Genomic DNA, 17,917 nt, shown 5'->3' with positions numbered 1-17,917 from the left:
ATAAGGCGAACAATGAGGCGAACAAAGAGGCGAACAAAGAGGCGGACAACGTCGTTCAGTTCGACGTGATGTCGGCGTTCTCGCCGGCGCCACCGGGCTGGCCGTCCTTGCCCAGCGAAAGCACTTCGTATTCGGCCTTGGCGCCGGGCGTGCGGTACTGGTACGCATTGCCCCATGGGTCGAGTGGCACGGCTTTTTTCAGGTACGGGCCATTCCATTTGACGCCGGCGCTGGGCGGCGCCGTCATCAGGGCGGCCAGCCCTTCTTCGGTGGTCGGATAGCGGCCAACATCCAGCCGGTAGGTGTCGAGCGTTTTATCGAACGCATCGATCTGCGCCTTGGCCGCGGTGACTTCGGACTTGCCCAGCTGGGAAAAATATTTCGGGCCGACATAGGCCGCAAGCAAACCGATGATGACGATCACCACCAGCAACTCCAGCAACGTGAACCCGGCGCTGCGACGCGCGGCGCCCCGTTTCATGGCAAAAAACATCAACCGACTCCTCATGTGCTTCTGGAAAAAAATACCAGTGAACGGTATCACGCGGTATAGCAGAAGGACAACTCTTGTTTTGAGATGCCACCCAACGTCAAAGCCGTAGACATGAAACAAACGCCACCTTCAACATTGCCCGTTACAAAAACACCACAATTCATGCGGGCGTCATAAAACATGAAAACAAAGATCGGTCGCTCTAAGAACCGAATTTAATTGTGTTCTTTTGCGAAAACTAAAAATTTTTCCTGTTAAAAATTTTTACATTTTAATTATTTCCGTTGATATATTTATTTACAACGCAACACCAAGTTGCACTTTTACCGGTCTTGCCGTATCGGGGCAAGATCTATTTCAACGACAAAGGCACATCATGATCCGGCACGCGCGACTGGCACCAACGACCTTAGGCAAAACCCTCGCAATGTTATGCAGCGCTACCCTCGGCGCTGCCGTCCTGGCCGCACCGGCCCAGGCAGCCACCATCGGCTTCGAGAACGGTTATGGCGCTGTCGCGCATGGCGAGACCTATCAGGAATCGGGCTTCTCGCTGTATTTCGATGCCAATAAAACGGGCGCCGATGGCAGCAGCGGCGTGGGTGCATTTGTCGATGGCAGCGACCCATGGGCCTGCGACATGGCGTGCCCGGTGAATAATTCGAGCATGTACTACGGCGCATTCAACGACAGCGTCGTCTGGATCACCGCCGAGGACGGCAACCCGTTCCGCATGCTGGGGCTGGATGCAAGCTTCATCGGCAATACGACCGAGCTTGGCGGCTACCCGGCGGTATCGGGCCTGCTGCGCGCGCAGGGATTCCGTGCCGACGGCACCTCGTCCTTCCTCGACCTGGCCCTTGACGGCCCGTCGAGCGCCGGATTCGAATTCGGCGGCTACGACTTCGGTGCCTTCTCGCAACTGGAATTCATGGAAGTCGCCCTCTACGGCTTCGTGTGCAATGTCTCCGGCAACTGCACGGCCTTCAATACCAACCAGGGCCAGTTTGCGATCGATAACCTGAACCTGGAAGCAGGCGCGAGCGCCGATGTGCCTGAACCGGCCACCGCCCTGCTGTTCGGTCTCGGCATCGCCGGCCTGGCCGCCAGCGCACGCCGCCGCCGCAGCAACAGCCTCGCCATCCGCGCCTGATCCCCACAACGCTTTCCGGGAACGAATCACCATGAAACTCCGTCCATTATCCGCAGCAGTACTGCTGGTCCTGTCCAGCCTGACGATCACCGTCCAGGCCGATGACGTGCGCCGCCCGTATATCGTTCAACTGGCCGACAAGCCGATCGCCGGCTACACCGGCGAAATCGCCGGCATGCCCGCCACCCAGCCGACCGCAGGCAACCGCCTGAACCTGGAAGCCCAGAACGTACTGCTCTACAACAACTACCTGACCCGCAAGCAGGCGGCTGTGCGCGCCGTCGTGGCAAGCGCACCGGTGCTGCATGAGTACAGCGTGGTCCTGAACGGCTTTGCCGCGATGCTGACCGATGCCGAAGTGCGTACCCTGATGGCGCGCACGGACGTGGTCACGGTCTCGCCGGACGTGCCGCGCGAGCTGGCCACCACCTACACCCCGACCTTCCTCGGCCTGGATCAACCGGGCGGCCTGTGGTCGCAGCTCGGCGGCCCGAGCGGCGCCGGCGAAGACATCATCATCGGCATCGTCGATGGCGGCATCTGGCCAGAGCATCCGTCGTACGCCGATCGTGTGGACGCCGACGGCAAGCCGACCTTCGCCACCAGCGGCACCATCGTGTACGATGCGCCGCCGTCGCGCTGGAAAGGCACGTGCCAGACCGGTGAAGGCTTTACCGCCGCCGATTGCAACAACAAACTGATCGGCGCCCAGTACTTCGACGCCAGCTATCGCTCGAGCAACCGGGTGAGCCACTGGACCGAGTTCAATTCGTCGCCGCGCGATTCCATCGGCGGCACCACCGGCGAAGGCGGCCACGGCACCCATACCTCCACCACGGCCGGCGGCAATGCCCGTTCGACCGCGGTCGTCGGCGGCGTCGCCATCGGCGAGATGAGCGGCATGGCGCCACGCGCGCGCATCGCTTCGTACAAGGTCTGCTGGACTTATCTCGATTCGGGCCAGGCCAGTGGCCGGCGCAATGCCTGCTTCACCGGCGACAGCGTGGCAGCCATTGAAAAAGCGGTCGTCGACGGCGTGCACGTCATCAATTTCTCGATCAGCGGCGGTGAATCGATCATCGACCCGGTCGAGCAAGCGTTCTTCAATGCCTCGAACGCCGGCGTGTTCGTGGCCGCTTCGGCCGGCAACAGCGGTCCGGCAAACACGGTCGCCCACATCAGCCCGTGGCAGGCAACGGTCGCTGCCTCGACCCACAACCGCGAACTGCAGGCCACCGTCACCCTGGGCAATGGCACCAGCTTCCGCGGCGCCTCGATGAATTCCAAGGCCGTGGGTCCGGCATCCATCATCACCGCCGAATCGGCCGCGCTGCCGGGCGCCAATGCGACGCTGGTGGCGCAGTGCTACAGCGCCAGCGCCAACGGCGGCCAGGCCGTACTCGATCCGGCCAAGGTGGCAGGCAAGATCGTGACCTGTACCCGTGGCGGCAATGCGCGCGTCGACAAGAGTCTGGCCGTGCAGGACGCCGGTGGTGTCGGCATGGTCCAGATCGATAACGGCGCCGGCCTGGTGGCCGAAGTGCATGCGGTCCCGTCGGTACACGTCAACCCAGCCGATGGCGCCGCCATCAAGTCGTATGCCGGAACGTCCGGCGCCACCGCGTCGATCTCGACCTTCGTGATCGGCACGTCGAGCGTGCCGGCGCCGATGATGGCCAGCTTCTCGTCGCGCGGCCCGAACCGCTATGACCCGAACGTGCTCAAGCCGGACCTGACCGCGCCCGGTGTGGACGTCATCGCCGGCGTGTCGCCGAACATGACCGAAGCGCAGCGCGCGTCGCTGCTCACCGGCACGCTCGCGCCGGTGCCGCTGGCCTGGGCGTCGTACCAGGGCACGTCGATGTCGAGCCCGCACGTGGCCGGCCTGGCCGCCCTGCTGCGCCAGCAGCATCCGACCTGGTCGCCAGCCATGATCAAATCGGCACTGATGACGACCGCCACCGACACCACGCCCGATGCCATCGCTTCCGGCGACACGCGCGGCCGTCTGCCGTTCGGCCAGGGTGCAGGCCACGTGACCCCGAATGCGGCAGCCAATCCGGGCCTGGTGTATGACATTACCGAACTCGATTACCGCAAATACATGTGCGGCGCGGGCGTCACAGCGCAATGTGGCGGCGGCAGCATCGCCGGCTACAACCTGAACCTGCCGTCGATCGCGGTCGGCAATGTTCTGGGCACCGTCACCGTCACCCGCTCGGTGACGAATGTCAGCGCCAGTGCATCGACCTACACGCCGACGGTGGCGATCACGGGCTTTAGCGCCTCGGTCAGCCCGACCTCGCTGACCGTGCCGGCCGGCGAGACGCGCCAGTACACCGTGACACTGACCCGCACCAACGCCGCCGAAAATGTGTGGCAGTTCGGTTCGCTGACCTGGTCGGACGGCACCCACCGCGTGCGCAGCCCGATCGTGGCCCGCTCGGGCCGCCTGATCTCGGCGCCTGCCCTCGTGGAAAGCGACCGCGCCAGCGGCGGCAAGTCCCTTACCATCAGCACCGGGTTTGCCGGCAAGATGGGCGTGGCGGCCGGCGGCATGAAGGAAATCGACCGCATTGCCGGCACCGTGGGCACCGCCAGCCCGGCAATCTTCACCAGCCGGGAAACGATGCGCCAGGCCTGCCTGGCCGCTGCACCGGGCGTGTTCGTGTCCAAGGTTGTGGTTCCAGGCAACGCGATGGCCGCGAAGTTCGAACTGTTCGACCGTGACATGACGGGCGAAGGCGCGAACGACCTCGACCTGCTCGTGCTCAACGGCGCGAATGCCGATGTAGGCTATTCGGGCAACGGCACGTCGGACGAGGTGGTCACGCTGACCTCGCCAAGCGCCGGCACCTACACGGTCTGCGCCCTCGGCTACGACACCGTCAACAGCGGCGTGATCGGTTTCGGCCTGCATGCCGGCGTCGTCACCACGGCCGACCGCGCCTACAACTTCAAGGCGCTGGTGCCAAGCCAGGTGTACGTCGGCGGTACGGCAACGGTCACCACCAGCTGGTCGGGTCTGCCAACCGGCAAACGCTTCCTGGGCGCCGTTCGCCTGCTTGAACCAAGCGGCGCGGTTGCCTCGACGACGCTGTTGCAGGTGGAAACCAACAGCCCGATTCCACGTGCACCTTCCGGCGCGCGCAAGAAGGATCTGGGCCGGTAAGGTGATGCCGGATCGTTGCAACGCCAGGGCGTTCAACGATCCGGTATTGAACGATCGAGTGGTAAAACGATGCAGTGGTAAACGATGCAGTGGCAAACAATGCATTAGTAAACGACAAAGCGCGCCTCGGCGCGCTTTGTCGTTGCGGGCGACCCGACAATTCGCCCGATGAAGGATTACATGATCGGGGAACCCGTGCCCAGCTGGCAGGTGCCGGCCACGCACACTGCACCCGGATCGGCCTTCAGCATGCAGGTCGATACCATGCCACTGGCCGTGAGCGCGGCCTTGGTTTCGGCGTATGAGCGTTCGGACAGCACGCGCAGCGCATCGGCATCGCTCTTTTGCGTGGAGTACGGCAGGTATTCCTGCGGGCCGCCACAGGCCACGGCGCCCACCGGCAGCGTGCGGCACTGCGCATTGTCTCTGCAGGTCGGGGTGCCGATCTGGCGCCGGATATCGGCCAGTGTGTCGGCCGGCGCCGTGCTGATGGAAGTTTCACCCTTGACCTGAGCGCGGACGGGACCTTGGGCCTGGTTCGTGCAGGCGGCGCAGCTGACGAGCAGCAAAAGTAAGAGTTTGTTCATGGGAGCTATCTTCGCGCGCGATCGAGCTCCGGTCAAGCAGATTGCAACTGCTGCGCCGGCCGCAATTGTCTTCGCTAACCATGGCGTGGGCGCAACACGGCAGCCGACCATTGCGCTGGTCAGAGCAGCCGCAGCGCCAGGCAACGCGCCACCGCATGCGCGCGGTTGGCCACCCCGAGCGCCCGGTAGCTGCGCTGCAGATGGTTCTTCACGGTCAGCGCACTGATGCCGAGCTGGCGCGCGACTTCGTCGTTGCTGCACCCGGCACGCACGCCATCGAGCACGGCCAGCTCGCGCCCGCTCAGGGGCCGGGCCGGTGCATTCCCGGCGCCCGGCCCGGCGCTCGCAGCCACCGGCATGCGCAGCAATCCCAGATGCAGATACGGCAACAGCAATTGCAGAAAATAGGCCTGGCGCGCATCCGGACGCGATGGCATGCCCAGCAGCGCGAATACCGTGCCGGCAGCACCCTGCTGCGCGCTGCCATGCACGAGCACATGCTCGACGCCCGTGGCGCGCAAGGCGATGTCGTTCGCATCGATCACCGTGGGCATGCTGCGCGCCACCTGCCAGCGCGCTACCAGGGCTGGCGCAACATCGGTCTTGAGCCGTGCCAGCGCAGCGCGGTCGAGCACGGTGCGATGCAGGCACTCGACATGCTCGACTGCCCCCGTCGCATCGAGTGTCACGCACAGCATGATCTCGTGGGGCAGCAGCGCCTGGAATGCGCCCTGTGTCCACAGGAACAACTGGCGCCGTTCGACCAGGCCGACACCCGATTCGATGGTGCGCAACAGGTATTCCTGCTCGAGCTTGTCGAGGATCGTCATGCGGCGCTCGCCAGCGCCGGCAGGCCGGTGGTGAATCGGTAACCGGCACCACGCACGGTCTGGATACGGTCGCCCTGCCCGTCCGTGCCCAGCGCCTGGCGCAGGCGCCCCACATGGGTATCGACGGTTCGTTCATCGAGCACCGCATGGCGGCCCCAGACCCGGTCGAGCAATTGCGGCCGCGAATGTACGCGCTCGGGGTGACGCATCAGGAATGCCAGCAGGCGAAATTCGATCGGGCCAAGCATGATCGGGCGGCCGCCCGCGCTCACCTGCAACGTGTCCGGGTCGAGGTGCAGGCCGCCGTCGCGCATCGCGGCAGCCCCGCCTGGCGCCAGGCGACGCAGCACCGATTGTGTGCGCGCCAGCAATTCACGCGGGCTGAACGGCTTGGTGACGTAGTCGTCTGCGCCCGATTCCAGCGCGAGCACCTTGTCGGCCTCGGCGCCGCGCGCGGTCAGCATGATCAGGCCCAGTCCGCGCGTGCTCGCCTGCGCGCGCAGGCGGCGCACGAGCGTCTCGCCGCTCTGGCCCGGCAACTCCCACTCGATCAGCACCAGCTCCGGCAAGCCGAGTGCCAGACGCCGCAGCGCGTGTTCCGCATCCGGACAACACTCGACCAGGTAGCCGGCATTGCCGAAATTGAGTCTCAATATTTGCTGGACGGCAGGATCGGGATCGACAGCGAGAATCTGGACTGACATGGTGGCATATGTAATGTCTACACGACAATACAATGACTATGCCCCAAGGTTCCGCTGTTTATAAATACAATTTCTTTATCGTATTTAGATGTTTGGAGAATAAATCGGGCGCAGCGACCTGATGGTGGCTGCGCCCGATTTACCTGCAGTACCTGCGTCAGCCGCGCTGTTGCATCCGGCGGGTTGCAACGATCAGCAGCAGACCGGTGGCGAGCAGCAGCCATTCGCCCGGTTCCGGAACTTCGGCAACCTGGGCCACTTGTACCAGACCCGGGGCGCTCACGGTAACGTTATCCATCATGCCTGCGATCATGTCGATCGAGAACAGTTCGGCGTCGGCGCCAAGGTAGGCATCGAACGTGTCGTTGAGCAGCGCCACGGTGAACAGCGTACCCAGCGGCTCGTTGCCCATGTCAAACGCCACGTCGAACGAGAACAGCCCGCCGAAGGTCACTGCCTGGGTGAAGAAATTTTCGCCCGTGCTGTTGCCCAGTACCGCCCCGGTGGCCACGGTGCCGCTGGCGTCACCCGCATACATGGCATCGCCGAGGAAGCTGCCGCTGAAGTTGCTCAATCGGGCGACTGACTGCCCCATGTCGCCGCCACCGTTGAAGCCCAGGTCGAGAAAGCCGGTGCTGCCGGCGAACGACGACGTGTCAAGAGAGACCCGGTACAGCGGACCAGCCAGCGCGGCGGGCGCGCCGACCGCGATCGAGAACGCCAGCATGGCGCGAAGAAACATAGCGTAAAGATTGTTCATGATGATTCCTGATCAGAGTGCGCCGGAAACCAGCTGCGGGGTGTAGGTAATGGACCGTTTGGCGCTATTGGTGAACGTGGTCGTGAAGGTGACGGTGGCGCCGGGTGCGACGCTCGCTTGCGGCAGCGTCAGATAAGGCGCGCCGCCCCGCATGCCGCTGCTGTTGTCCAGCGTCACGCCGCTTGGCAAGCCCTGCATGACGAAATGCAGCGGGCCGGTGAGCACCGTGGCACTCGTATTGGTGACCGTGACCTTGCCGCTGTACTTGCCGGTGATGCGGTTGATGGCAAACCCGCCCACGTCGACACTGACCGATGCGGTGACATCGCTGAACGCCGGCGTCAGGTTCAGGCTCACCACCAGTGGATCGTGATCCGATGCACGGTAGGCGTTGTTACGGTACGGATCCTGCGCGGTATCGTTCAGGTTGTAGTCGATGGTTTCCGGCTCATCGGCATTGCTGTGCCATTCGGCGGCGCCCACCACTTGCGCAGCCAGCGAGCTGCTTGCCAGCGCGTGGTCGAGGTAGCCCGACAGGCCGTCGAACACGTACGAGTACGGCATCGCGTCCGGGCGCACGAAACGCTCGAGCAGGTTGACCATGCCGGCCACGCCGGTCAGGTGGTTGATCGGGCTTTCGAAGGCGTAGGCGTTCAGGTCGCCAATGACCAGTACGTCAGGATCGCCAGCAGCCGCGATTACCTGCGGGATGAAATACGACGTCAAGCGCTGAGCTTGCTGAGTGCGGGTGCGGTCCCAGCAGCCTGCGCCGTTGCCCGGATCGGTATCGCCGGCGCCGGCGCCGCTGCAACCGCCCTTCGATTTCAGATGGTTCACGACCACCGAGAACTTGCCGCCGCCATTGCTGGCCATGAACGTCTGGGCCATCGGTGCGCGGTTGTTGATCGCGTTGCCGTCCGACAGCGCACCGCCCACCAGCGAGACGACCGACGGTTTGTAGATCATCGCCACGCGGATCGCGTCGGTACCGAGCGCAACCGGCTGCGGCACCACGGCGTACTTGCCCGGCGCCGTGGCGGCGTTGAGCTGCTCGACCAGGTAGCCCACCGCGATGTCACGGTTGTTCTGGATTTCCATCAGACCCACGACGTCGGCGTCGAGCGCGGCCAGCGACTTGATGATCTTGTCGCGCTGGCGGATGAACTCGGCCGAGTTATCGGCACCGCGGCAGTTGCCAGCCGACGTCGAGTTGCCAATGGTGCAGCCCTGGCCGGTGCGGCCCCAGGCGTCGCGCCCGTCGGTGAAGGTCGTGAAGAAGTTGAGCACGTTGGCGCTGCCGACCTTGATGCCGGCTGGCAGGGATGGGCCCGCGGTGCGCTCGTTGGTACGGGCAAAGGTCGGGGCCATGGTCGGCTGCAGCTTGAAGCCGGCGCCGCCACCGCCCAGTGCGCCATAATCGATGACGCCCGTCAGGTCGGTGACGGTGTCGCCGACGCGCACGGTGCCGTCTTCGGCCAGGTATGGAATCACGGTCGGCGCAACGAAGATGCCATCGTCCAGCACGATCTGGTTGGCCTGGTGCTCCTGGTACAGCGCCAGGGCTTCGGGCGAACCGAGCGGGAAGCGGTTGGTCGGATTTTCGCGGCGGCCATTGGCCAGGATCAGCTCGCCACGGTCACCGACGTTGCGGTTGCCATTCACGGTCAGTGGCGACGTGAAGCGCACCAGCATGCCTTCGACACTGGCCAGATCGGCGTTCGGCAACACGATATTGGTTGGCTTAACGGCCGGACCGGTACCCAGGCGCTGCACGCCGGTGACGTTGCTGAACTCGGTGTAGGTGCGGTTGGCGCCGGTTGGGCGGTATTCGATGATGGTGCCGGTCACGCGCACCAGTTCGCCGATCGGCGCATCGGTCGGTGCGCCAAAGACATACAGGCCATCCGACGTCGACGGGTCGCCATCGCCGGCGGCGTCCTGGATGAAGAAGCCGCTGCCGATCTTGGCCGTGATCACGCCTTGCGTGGACTGGACCGTGCCGACATACGGACTGGCTGCACCCGATCCCTGGATCGCCGGGATGCGCAGTTCACCGGCGACATTGACGTTGATGGCGCAGGTTTCGGCGTCGCCGGCAACATTGCCGAACTGGACCTGGACCGGATAGCTGCCAGCGGCCAGCGTATCGGCAATGACGAGCTGCGCCTGGGCACGGCCGCCAACGGCGCCGGCCGCTGCGAAGTCGACCAGGCTGATGCCGGGACGGGCGCCGCCGATGATGCTGGCGCTGTTGACGATGCCATCGCCGTCGATGGCCGACAGGAGCGTCGACGATCCGCTGCCCTGCGCGACCTGGACCGCCGTCGGGCAGGTCAGCACGATCGGCTGCACGACCGGGCCGCCGCATGCCTGGATGGCCGAGCCCATGCTGCGTGGGCCGGTCACGGGCGCGGCAGCAAAGTCGTCACGGTTGTTGTCGGTATCCTGGCAACCCAGCGCGGCGCGCTGGATCGAATTGACGGTCGAAGGGGCCGGTGCGGGCGCGCCCTCGGCGCGGTTGGCGCTGCCAAAGCCCACCAGATCGATCAGGTTCGTGCCCTCGCCCGCCGGCATCTGCGTCGCAATACCGGACAGCGCGACCTTGCCGCCGCCTGCCGCCATGTCGAAGCTGGCGCTGGTCACGTCGCCCGTGCCCACCGGCATGGCGTTGGCCTGGGTGCCGGTGCGACCCACCATCAGGAAGTATTGACCAGGCTTGAGTTCCACGGCCGGCAGGCGCGTGACCGAACCCCAGGCGGTGCCGGCCGCAGACTGGTACTGCAGGCTCATGCCATCCAGGCTGACCGGCGAGGAACTGCGATTGAACAGCTCGACGAAGTCGTGGCTCCACTGACCGCCGGCATTGTTCGAATGGGCATACAGCTGGCTGATCACGACGTCGCCAGGGGCAGCCGAAGCTGTCGCGGCAAAGCCGGCAATCAAGGTCGCCAGCAGCGTACGCCGTGGCATGAAGGATGCAAAGGTGGTCATGGATTCCCTGTTGGTTGTCATGCAAGGCATGCTTGCGGCATTCATTAACAAAATCATAGTAAATGCGCTAATTGACAACATGATGACGCAGTATTAGTCCGAAGGAACCAATCTTCAGCATGCATACAACACAATCGGGAATTATTGCTTCAGGTGATGACGCGCAGTAGGTGCGAGCGCGGGAATATCGGGAAGGGCTGGTCGCTGGCCGCATAAACGCGGGCCAAATTCACGCAGGGAAGAACGCGGACCTGACCGGGGTTGGACCGGCCGTATGGAAGCTGGAAGTACAGCGGCGCGTGGCGCCACTGCAGATGATGCCGGGGTGGTCAGAATGGCGGGCAATACGACCGCTCCGCCATTCATCCTCATGCTGCCAACGCCACGTCTGCAGTGCTTTGCACAGCACAGAGCGTGGCGCGGCCTGATGAATTACGCGCGCTTGTAGATGTCTTCGAAACGCACGATGTCATCTTCGCCCAGGTAGCTGCCCGACTGCACTTCAATGATGTGCAGCGGCAGTTTGCCCGGGTTTTCCAGACGGTGGTTCATGCCGATCGGGATGTACGTCGATTCGTTCTCGGACAGCAGGCTGACCGTATCGCCGCACGTCACGCGCGCCGTGCCCGACACCACGACCCAATGCTCGGCGCGGTGGTGGTGCATCTGCAACGACAGCTTCTCGCCCGGCTTGACCGTGATGCGCTTGACCTGGAAACGGTCGCCCGCATCGATGCCTTCGTAGTGGCCCCAAGGACGATAGACCTTGGTGTGGTGCAGGTGCTCGGTGCGCTCTTTCGACTTCAGGTGTTCGACCACCTGCTTGACGCGCTGCACCTGGCTCTTGCTCGTGACCAGCACGGCATCCTGGGTTTCCACGACAACGATGTCTTCGAGACCCACGACGGCCACGATGCGGCTTTCGGCACGCACCAGCGAGTTCTTCACGCCATCGAGATACACGTCGCCGCGCTGCGCATTGCCGTTGGTATCTTTCGGCTGGGTTTCCCACAGGGCTGACCACGAACCGACGTCATTCCAGCCGATGTCGGCCGGCACGACTGCAGCGTCACGCGTGTGCTCCATGACCGCGTAGTCGATCGAATCGGACGGGCATGCCGAGAAGGCAGTTTCGTCGAGTCGGCAAAAATCGAGGTCGCGGTAGGCAGCGTGCATGGCCTGGTCAGCGGCAGCGGCGATCGCCGGCGCGTGCTCCTGCAGTTCCTGCAGGTAGCGCGCGGCGCCGAACATGAACATGCCGCTGTTCCAGTAATACGTGCCTTCGGCAACGAAGCCTTCGGCGGTGGCGGCATCCGGCTTTTCGACGAAGCGCGCCACGTTGTAGCAATCGCTGCAATCAGCCACCGGCTCGCCACGGCGAATGTAGCCGTAGCCGGTTTCCGGCGTCTTCGGCACGATGCCGAACGTGGCCAGCTTGCCGGCCGCGACCAGGCGCGTTGCGCGCTCGACCGCTTCACGGAAGGCAGCAACGTTTTCGATGACGTGATCGGCCGGCAGCACCAGCATGACGGCTTCCGGGTCGATCTGTTGCAGATGGTGCGCAGCCGCCGCCACGGCTGGCGCCGTATTGCGGCCGACTGGCTCGAGCAGGATGCCCAGCGGCGTGATGCCCACTTCGCGCAACTGCTCTGCCACCATGAAACGGTGATCATTGCCGCAGACAACCAGCGGCGCCATCAATCCAGGCCAGTTCGTCACGCGCAAGGCAGTGTCCTGCAACATGGTTTTGTCGGCAACCAGTGGCAGCAACTGCTTTGGCAGAACGGCACGCGACAGGGGCCACAGACGGGTCCCGGCGCCGCCGGAAAGGATGACTGGATAGATCTTCATGCGCTGACTTTCTCTTTCTTTGACTCGTTGGTGTCCGGGGTGTCCTTGCGACGCGAGGTGCGGCGATCACGTGCATTGAGCCACTCTTCGGAAGAATACTCGGAAGTGTGCTTCATCTCGCCATTTCGGTCGACACTGTATTCCTTGAAGACAATCATTTCATTTAATGTTACATCATGCAACACCCGCGTGTATTCAAACAGCACGCTGCGAACGACTTCGGCGCCTTCGCAGATATGGCTGCCGTGGCCGATCCAGGTCGGGCCCACGATGCGCGTGCCCGCTTCGATTTTGCAGCCGGAACCGATGTACACCGGGCCTTCGATCGTCGTGCCTTCCCAGTCGATGCTGGTGTTCAGGCCAACCCAGAGACCCGGCTTGATCTGGATGCCGGGCACGTGCATGTGGTTCACTTCGCCGGTCAGGACCGTCTGCAGCACTTCCCAGTAGTCGCTCATGGTGCCGATGTCGAGCCAGTTGAACGGACGGCCCTGGGCGTAGAACGGCAGGCCGCGCTCGGCCAGCAGCGGGAACAGGTCCGAGCCGATGTCGAACGAGACGCCCGACGGGATCAGGTCGATGACTTCCGGTTCGAAGATATAGATGCCGGTCGAAATGAAGTTGGACTTGGCGTCGGCTTCGGCTGGCTTTTCCTGGAATTCCTGGATGCGGCCTTCTTCATCGGTCACGACCACGCCGTACGACGAGACTTTGTCCCATGGCACTTCCTTGGTGATGACGGTGGCCATCGCGCCCTTGCGGCGGTGTTCCATCAATGCTGCTTTCAGATCCAGGTCGATCAGCGCGTCGCCGCACAGCACGACCGTCGTGTCGTCGAAGAAGCCGCCGAATTCCTGGATTTTCTTCATGCCGCCGGCCGAGCCGATCGGCATCGGCACGACTTCGCCGTCGTCTTTCGTGTAGCCCTCGAACGAGTAGCCGATCTGGACGCCGAACTGCTCGCCTTCACCGAAGTACTCTTCGATTTTTTCATGCAGCCAGCTGACGTTGACCATGATTTCGGAAATTCCGTTTTTGCGGAGGTGGTCAACCAGGTAGGCCATCACGGGCCGGCCCAGCAGCGGGATCATCGGTTTTGGCAGATCGTAGGTGAGTGGACGCACGCGCGTCCCTTTGCCTGCGGCGAGAATCATGGCTTTCATTCGATGTTCCTTTGAATTATTTAGCAGTAGTTTGGTAGCGCCATACATCGGCGCACATCTGAGCGACATCGCGTTCGGCGGTCCAGCCGAGTTCATCGCGTGCCTTGGCCGGATCGGCGTAGCATTTCGCCACGTCACCCGGGCGGCGGTCGACGATCTGGTAGGCGACCGTGCGGCCACTGGCCGCCTCGAACGCGCGAATCATTTCCAGGACGCTGTTGCCTCGCCCCGTACCGAGGTTGTAGGCAACGATGCCCGGGCCTTTGGCCAGACGGTCCAGGGTCTTGACGTGGCCGATGGCCAGATCGACGACGTGGATGTAGTCACGCTGGCCGGTGCCGTCCGGTGTGTTGTAGTCGCCGCCGAAGACGGACAGTTTCTCGCGCTGGCCATTGGCAACCTGGGCGATGTAGGGCACGAGGTTGTTGGGAATGCCGCTTGGCTCTTCGCCGATCAGGCCGCTCTCATGGGCGCCTACCGGATTGAAGTAGCGCAGCAGCGCAATGCGCCAGTCGGGCTGAGCCTTGGCCAGGTCTTGCAGGATCTCTTCGATCATCAGCTTGCTGCGGCCGTATGGATTGGTGGCCGACAGCGGGAAATCTTCGCGGATCGGCACTGATGCCGGATCGCCATACACGGTGGCCGAGGACGAAAACACGAGCGACTTGCAGCCGAATTTGGCCATCGTTTCGAACAGCACGACGCTGCCCGACACATTGTTGTCGTAGTAACGCAGTGGCTCGGCTACCGATTCACCCACCGCCTTCAGGCCGGCGAAGTGAATGACTGCTTCCGGCTTGTGTTCGGCAAATGCCGCTTCCATCGCTGCGCGGTCACGGATATCGGCTTCGACAAAGGCGAACGGCTTGCCGCTGATGCGCTCTACCCTGTCGCGCACTGACAACTGGGCATTGGACAGGTTGTCGAGTACCACCACGTCGTGACCTGCGCTTTGCAGTTCGACGACGGTGTGCGAGCCGATGTAGCCAATGCCGCCAGTAACGAGAATTTTCATGTATTGCTCTCTGCTTTCACTTTGAGTGATCAATTATTTTTTGCAATAACGTTGTTGCCAGCTGCTGCATGCTGCTCAGTACTGCTCAGTGCTACTGCTATTTCTTGCTTTTTTTGCTACACCCTGCGCGTCACAGGCCGTGAGGCCAGGACAAACTGGCCGGCGACGATCAAACCCAGAGCGTGACTAGGATACATCCGCTTGACCCCGCGCACGATATGCTGTTGTGCAGCGAACAAAAATACGCGCGCGCCTTACTGCTGAGGAGCAGATCGTCCCCTTCTACGCCCGGGGAAACGATATTGTTGCATAGCGTCATTCCAAAGCTTATCTATTTTACAAGACTTTTGCAAAAACAGCGCGCGCGCGTGCTGGTATGTACGGGCAGCCTGGTCTTCAATGCTCTGCCCCGTCGCACGTTGGCAACCCGGCTTGGCAGCCTGCGACAGTTGGCGCGACACGCTATTTTTCGTCGATGAACGTGATTGAGAACCTGCATTCCACCGGCACAGCGGACGAAACGGTCGAGATTCGCAAGACATCGCACGGCACCTTCGTCTGGTAGGTGGCCGAGTACCAGCCGAGGGGCGGGTTTTCGGCGCCCTTCACCAGCTCCAGGTGCAGATCTTCGCCGCTGGCCTGCATCTGCAGCACGAAGCGGCGGCCGCGCACGGCCAGGCCATTACTGGTCAGGCGCACGTCGAGGCCAGGGGCGAAGTGCCAGAACAACTCGACCTTGTGCGGCTTCTTGCCGGACACTTCGTCGCGCACGGTCAGCGTGTTGCTGGCGCTCTCGAAGCGGACACTGCGCACATGACGAACCGGATCGGCCAGGCGCGCATAACCATCGTGCGAGCCGCGAAAATCGAACTCGTGGGGCGAGGCCGGCATGCGCTCGATGCTGGCCACCGCCTTGCGCAGCCACATGAAACGGCCGCCCGAGACAGATTGATCCAGGCCATCGATGCGCACCGTATTGTGGCTGGACGTACCGCGAAAATAATCGCGCCATTTGTCGTCCTGGCCATACGAATAGGTGCCAGGATCGACCAGGCACGGTTCACCTGCCACCGACAGCGCGAGCGCCAGCGCATCGGCGTGGCCGTGGGCGGCCGTGCCCAGATAGCCAAGCGGACCACAGTCGAGCAAGCCCTTGATCTCGTCCGCTTCGCCGAAGTGGTTGCCCAACAGCAGGTAGCCACCGTCGGGAAATGCCCAGGCCGAATCGGCCTCGTACGGATCGCAGTCGGGCCGCCCGCCCGGCAGCGTGTGCAGCAGCCAGCGCACGCCGGGGTGACTGTCGGCCTGGCCGCCAAACACGGTCTCGCCCAGTGCCAGCAATTGCGCGGCGCGGTCCATGCCCGACGCGTCCAGGCGAAACGCGCAGCCATCGTCGGCATCGCCCACGGCCGGCACATTGCCACCCGCATCGCGTACCGAGCGCAGGAAACGCACCGCGCGCTGCAGACTACCCCAGTACGCGCGCGAAAATGGCTGCAGCCCGTGGCCGCCGGTCTGCGCCAGCAAGCCGGCCACGAACAGGAATTCGCAGACAAACAAGTGATAGCCGAACGCTTGCTCGCGGTGGACGCCATCGCGCGAGAATTGCGCCTGTGCCTGTATTTCCAGCTCGTTCCGGGCCAACGTTTGCCAGTCGCGCGACGCTTTCCAGCATGGCCAGGTGACGGCGCCCATGTACAGGCCGGCCAGTTCACCGATCAGGTGGTTGTTGGCTGACGAATGGCGCGACAGATGGCGCGCGATTGTGCGGCAATGGGCGTGGATGCTCCCGAGCCAGTCGGCGCGCAGGCGCTGGCCGGCGTCGCCCTCGAACAGCGCGCTGCGTTCGCCCCCGATCAATTGCCAGATCAGACTCCAGTTGATGAGCCGGATACCCAGCTCCATCGAGCTGGTCCAGTTGGGGCCGGTCAGCGGCGGGCATTGTTCGAGCCAGCTGCGCAGATTCTGTCCGAGTGCATCCATCCAGCGCGCGTCGCGGGTGAGTGCCCAGGCCTGCGCCAGTCGCACGAGGTGCAGGTGGCGGTTCAGTTCCCAGACATGCTTGATGTCGCCCACCAGCTCGCGGTCGGTGATGGCGATGTCGCCCCGGTACACGGCCGGCGCAGTCACGCCAGTGTCGGGATCGCGGTTCCATGCCGTCGGCACACCGACGTCGAAGCGGCCATCGGCAAACAGCACGACGTGGCCAGCACAGATGCGTTCGGCGTCCAGCAGCAGCGCCTCGACCTCGCTTGGATCGAGTTCCGGCGCGCCGCGCACGCCCAGGGTCAGCGCCGGCACGGACGGCGGCGCCGCCCGCGACTGCGACAGCTGCATACGACTGGCCGTGCTGCGTCCCAGCCGGATTGCGGTTGCCTGCTGCACCCGATACCCCATTTCGGCCACCGACATGCAGCGCAAGCGGTTCACCAACTGCACCATGTTTGTTCCGTTCATCACGCTTCCTTCATGCAGAACTCCGCTTTGTCAACCGGTTGCCCGTCCCCGCCCCTCCCCCGCCAGGCGTACGTGCGTGGGTGGAGCGCAGCGCTGCCGGTACATGTCGTGTATCGAATTTGCCTGATCGATCGTGGCGCGCGACCTGTGCCAGCCTGGCCCGGCACAGGGGCGTGGCTTGTACCCTGTCGAGAGTGACTGCCGACGCCCTCCCTGGCGGTGCAAGGGCGCCGGCGTTCAGCATTCTGCGGCATCCCCTGAGTATCGCAACATCGTCTGCCATGACCGGCATGGCTTGCAGTCTAGTGTGGTCCGTCGCCGATGACCGGCGCCCTTGCGCTGGCACGGGCAACGACCGCAGCCCAGCCATTCCGGTACGATCGCGCCCGAGCACTTGGTAAAGGCACAATTTTTCCGATCATACATTTTTCCGTAGAGGACGCCACGCACGATTCAGGACGCGTGCACGGTGGCGCAGACCTGCAAATTGCCCGGTGGGGAACGGCATCGATTATTGGAATCAGCACGTCCATGACGGGGGCGTGCAGCAGCCAATCCTGGCTCGGCGAGCACCTTTCGACGGCGGGTGGCGCTCACCTCGTGACACCGGATGCCGCGATTCAAACGACATCAGGTAAGTTGCTCCGGCCCCGTCGATGGTGCGCTAACAACAAAAATTTAGCCGGTGCAATAGCGGGTCAGTGGCATTATTCCTGTCTCTAAAGCGCGCGAAGGTGCGGA

12 protein-coding genes are annotated in these 17,917 nt (G+C 63.5%); 2 read left to right on the top strand and 10 right to left on the bottom strand.

What is annotated here, in order from left to right:
- Positions 1-55: 55 nt before the first annotated feature.
- Complete coding sequence (gene gspG, locus AC56LH_RS03810) at positions 56-493, bottom strand: type II secretion system major pseudopilin GspG (protein WP_499644175.1); 438 nt, start codon at positions 491-493, stop codon at positions 56-58.
- Between the two features lie 460 nt (positions 494-953).
- Here gspG and AC56LH_RS03805 point away from each other — a divergent pair, with 460 nt between their 5' ends.
- Both AC56LH_RS03805 and AC56LH_RS03800 read left to right on the top strand, forming a co-directional pair.
- On the top strand, positions 954-1,646 hold the full coding sequence (locus AC56LH_RS03805) for an NF038120 family PEP-CTERM protein (RefSeq protein WP_499648383.1): 693 nt from the start codon (positions 954-956) through the stop codon (positions 1,644-1,646).
- A gap of 31 nt (positions 1,647-1,677) precedes the next feature.
- Positions 1,678-4,818, top strand: coding sequence for a S8 family serine peptidase (locus AC56LH_RS03800; protein WP_499644173.1), 3,141 nt, complete (start codon positions 1,678-1,680; stop codon positions 4,816-4,818).
- Between the two features lie 176 nt (positions 4,819-4,994).
- Here the strand turns inward: AC56LH_RS03800 and AC56LH_RS03795 are convergent, their stop codons facing one another.
- The 9 genes from AC56LH_RS03795 to AC56LH_RS03755 all read right to left on the bottom strand — a co-directional run bounded on the left by AC56LH_RS03795 (position 4,995) and on the right by AC56LH_RS03755 (position 17,176).
- Complete coding sequence (locus tag AC56LH_RS03795; protein ID WP_499644171.1) at positions 4,995-5,405, bottom strand: hypothetical protein; 411 nt, start codon at positions 5,403-5,405, stop codon at positions 4,995-4,997.
- 119 nt (positions 5,406-5,524) lie between these two features.
- Complete coding sequence (locus tag AC56LH_RS03790; RefSeq protein WP_499644169.1) at positions 5,525-6,235, bottom strand: LuxR C-terminal-related transcriptional regulator; 711 nt, start codon at positions 6,233-6,235, stop codon at positions 5,525-5,527.
- Complete coding sequence (locus AC56LH_RS03785; protein WP_499644168.1) at positions 6,232-6,939, bottom strand: winged helix-turn-helix domain-containing protein; 708 nt, start codon at positions 6,937-6,939, stop codon at positions 6,232-6,234. The genes AC56LH_RS03790 and AC56LH_RS03785 overlap by 4 nt, the downstream gene beginning before the upstream one ends.
- A 157-nt stretch (positions 6,940-7,096) precedes the next feature.
- Positions 7,097-7,699 carry an NF038129 family PEP-CTERM protein gene (locus tag AC56LH_RS03780; protein WP_499644166.1) on the bottom strand — a complete coding sequence of 201 codons (603 nt, stop codon included), beginning with the start codon at positions 7,697-7,699 and terminating at the stop codon, positions 7,097-7,099.
- Between the two features lie 12 nt (positions 7,700-7,711).
- Positions 7,712-10,690, bottom strand: coding sequence for an ExeM/NucH family extracellular endonuclease (locus AC56LH_RS03775; RefSeq protein ID WP_499644164.1), 2,979 nt, complete (start codon positions 10,688-10,690; stop codon positions 7,712-7,714).
- A gap of 432 nt (positions 10,691-11,122) precedes the next feature.
- Complete coding sequence (locus AC56LH_RS03770) at positions 11,123-12,541, bottom strand: mannose-1-phosphate guanylyltransferase/mannose-6-phosphate isomerase (RefSeq protein WP_499644162.1); 1,419 nt, start codon at positions 12,539-12,541, stop codon at positions 11,123-11,125.
- The gene (locus AC56LH_RS03765) at positions 12,538-13,704 is read right to left on the bottom strand and encodes a nucleotidyltransferase family protein (RefSeq protein WP_183550210.1); all 1,167 of its coding nucleotides are present in this window, start codon (positions 13,702-13,704) and stop codon (positions 12,538-12,540) included. Before AC56LH_RS03765 ends, AC56LH_RS03770 begins: the two co-directional genes overlap by 4 nt.
- A gap of 16 nt (positions 13,705-13,720) precedes the next feature.
- Positions 13,721-14,719, bottom strand: a complete 999-nt coding sequence (gene galE / locus AC56LH_RS03760) for a UDP-glucose 4-epimerase GalE (RefSeq protein WP_499644160.1) — start codon at positions 14,717-14,719, stop codon at positions 13,721-13,723.
- Between the two features lie 462 nt (positions 14,720-15,181).
- Entirely contained in the window at positions 15,182-17,176 is a 1,995-nt protein-coding gene (locus AC56LH_RS03755) for a heparinase II/III family protein (protein ID WP_499644158.1), read from the bottom strand.
- Between the last annotated feature and the right edge of the window lie 741 nt (positions 17,177-17,917).

Source organism: Telluria sp. LT1R51-2, assembly GCF_059685775.1.
The sequence above is the reverse complement of the archived record's forward strand: the minus strand, read 5'-3'. Positions and strand labels throughout refer to the sequence as shown.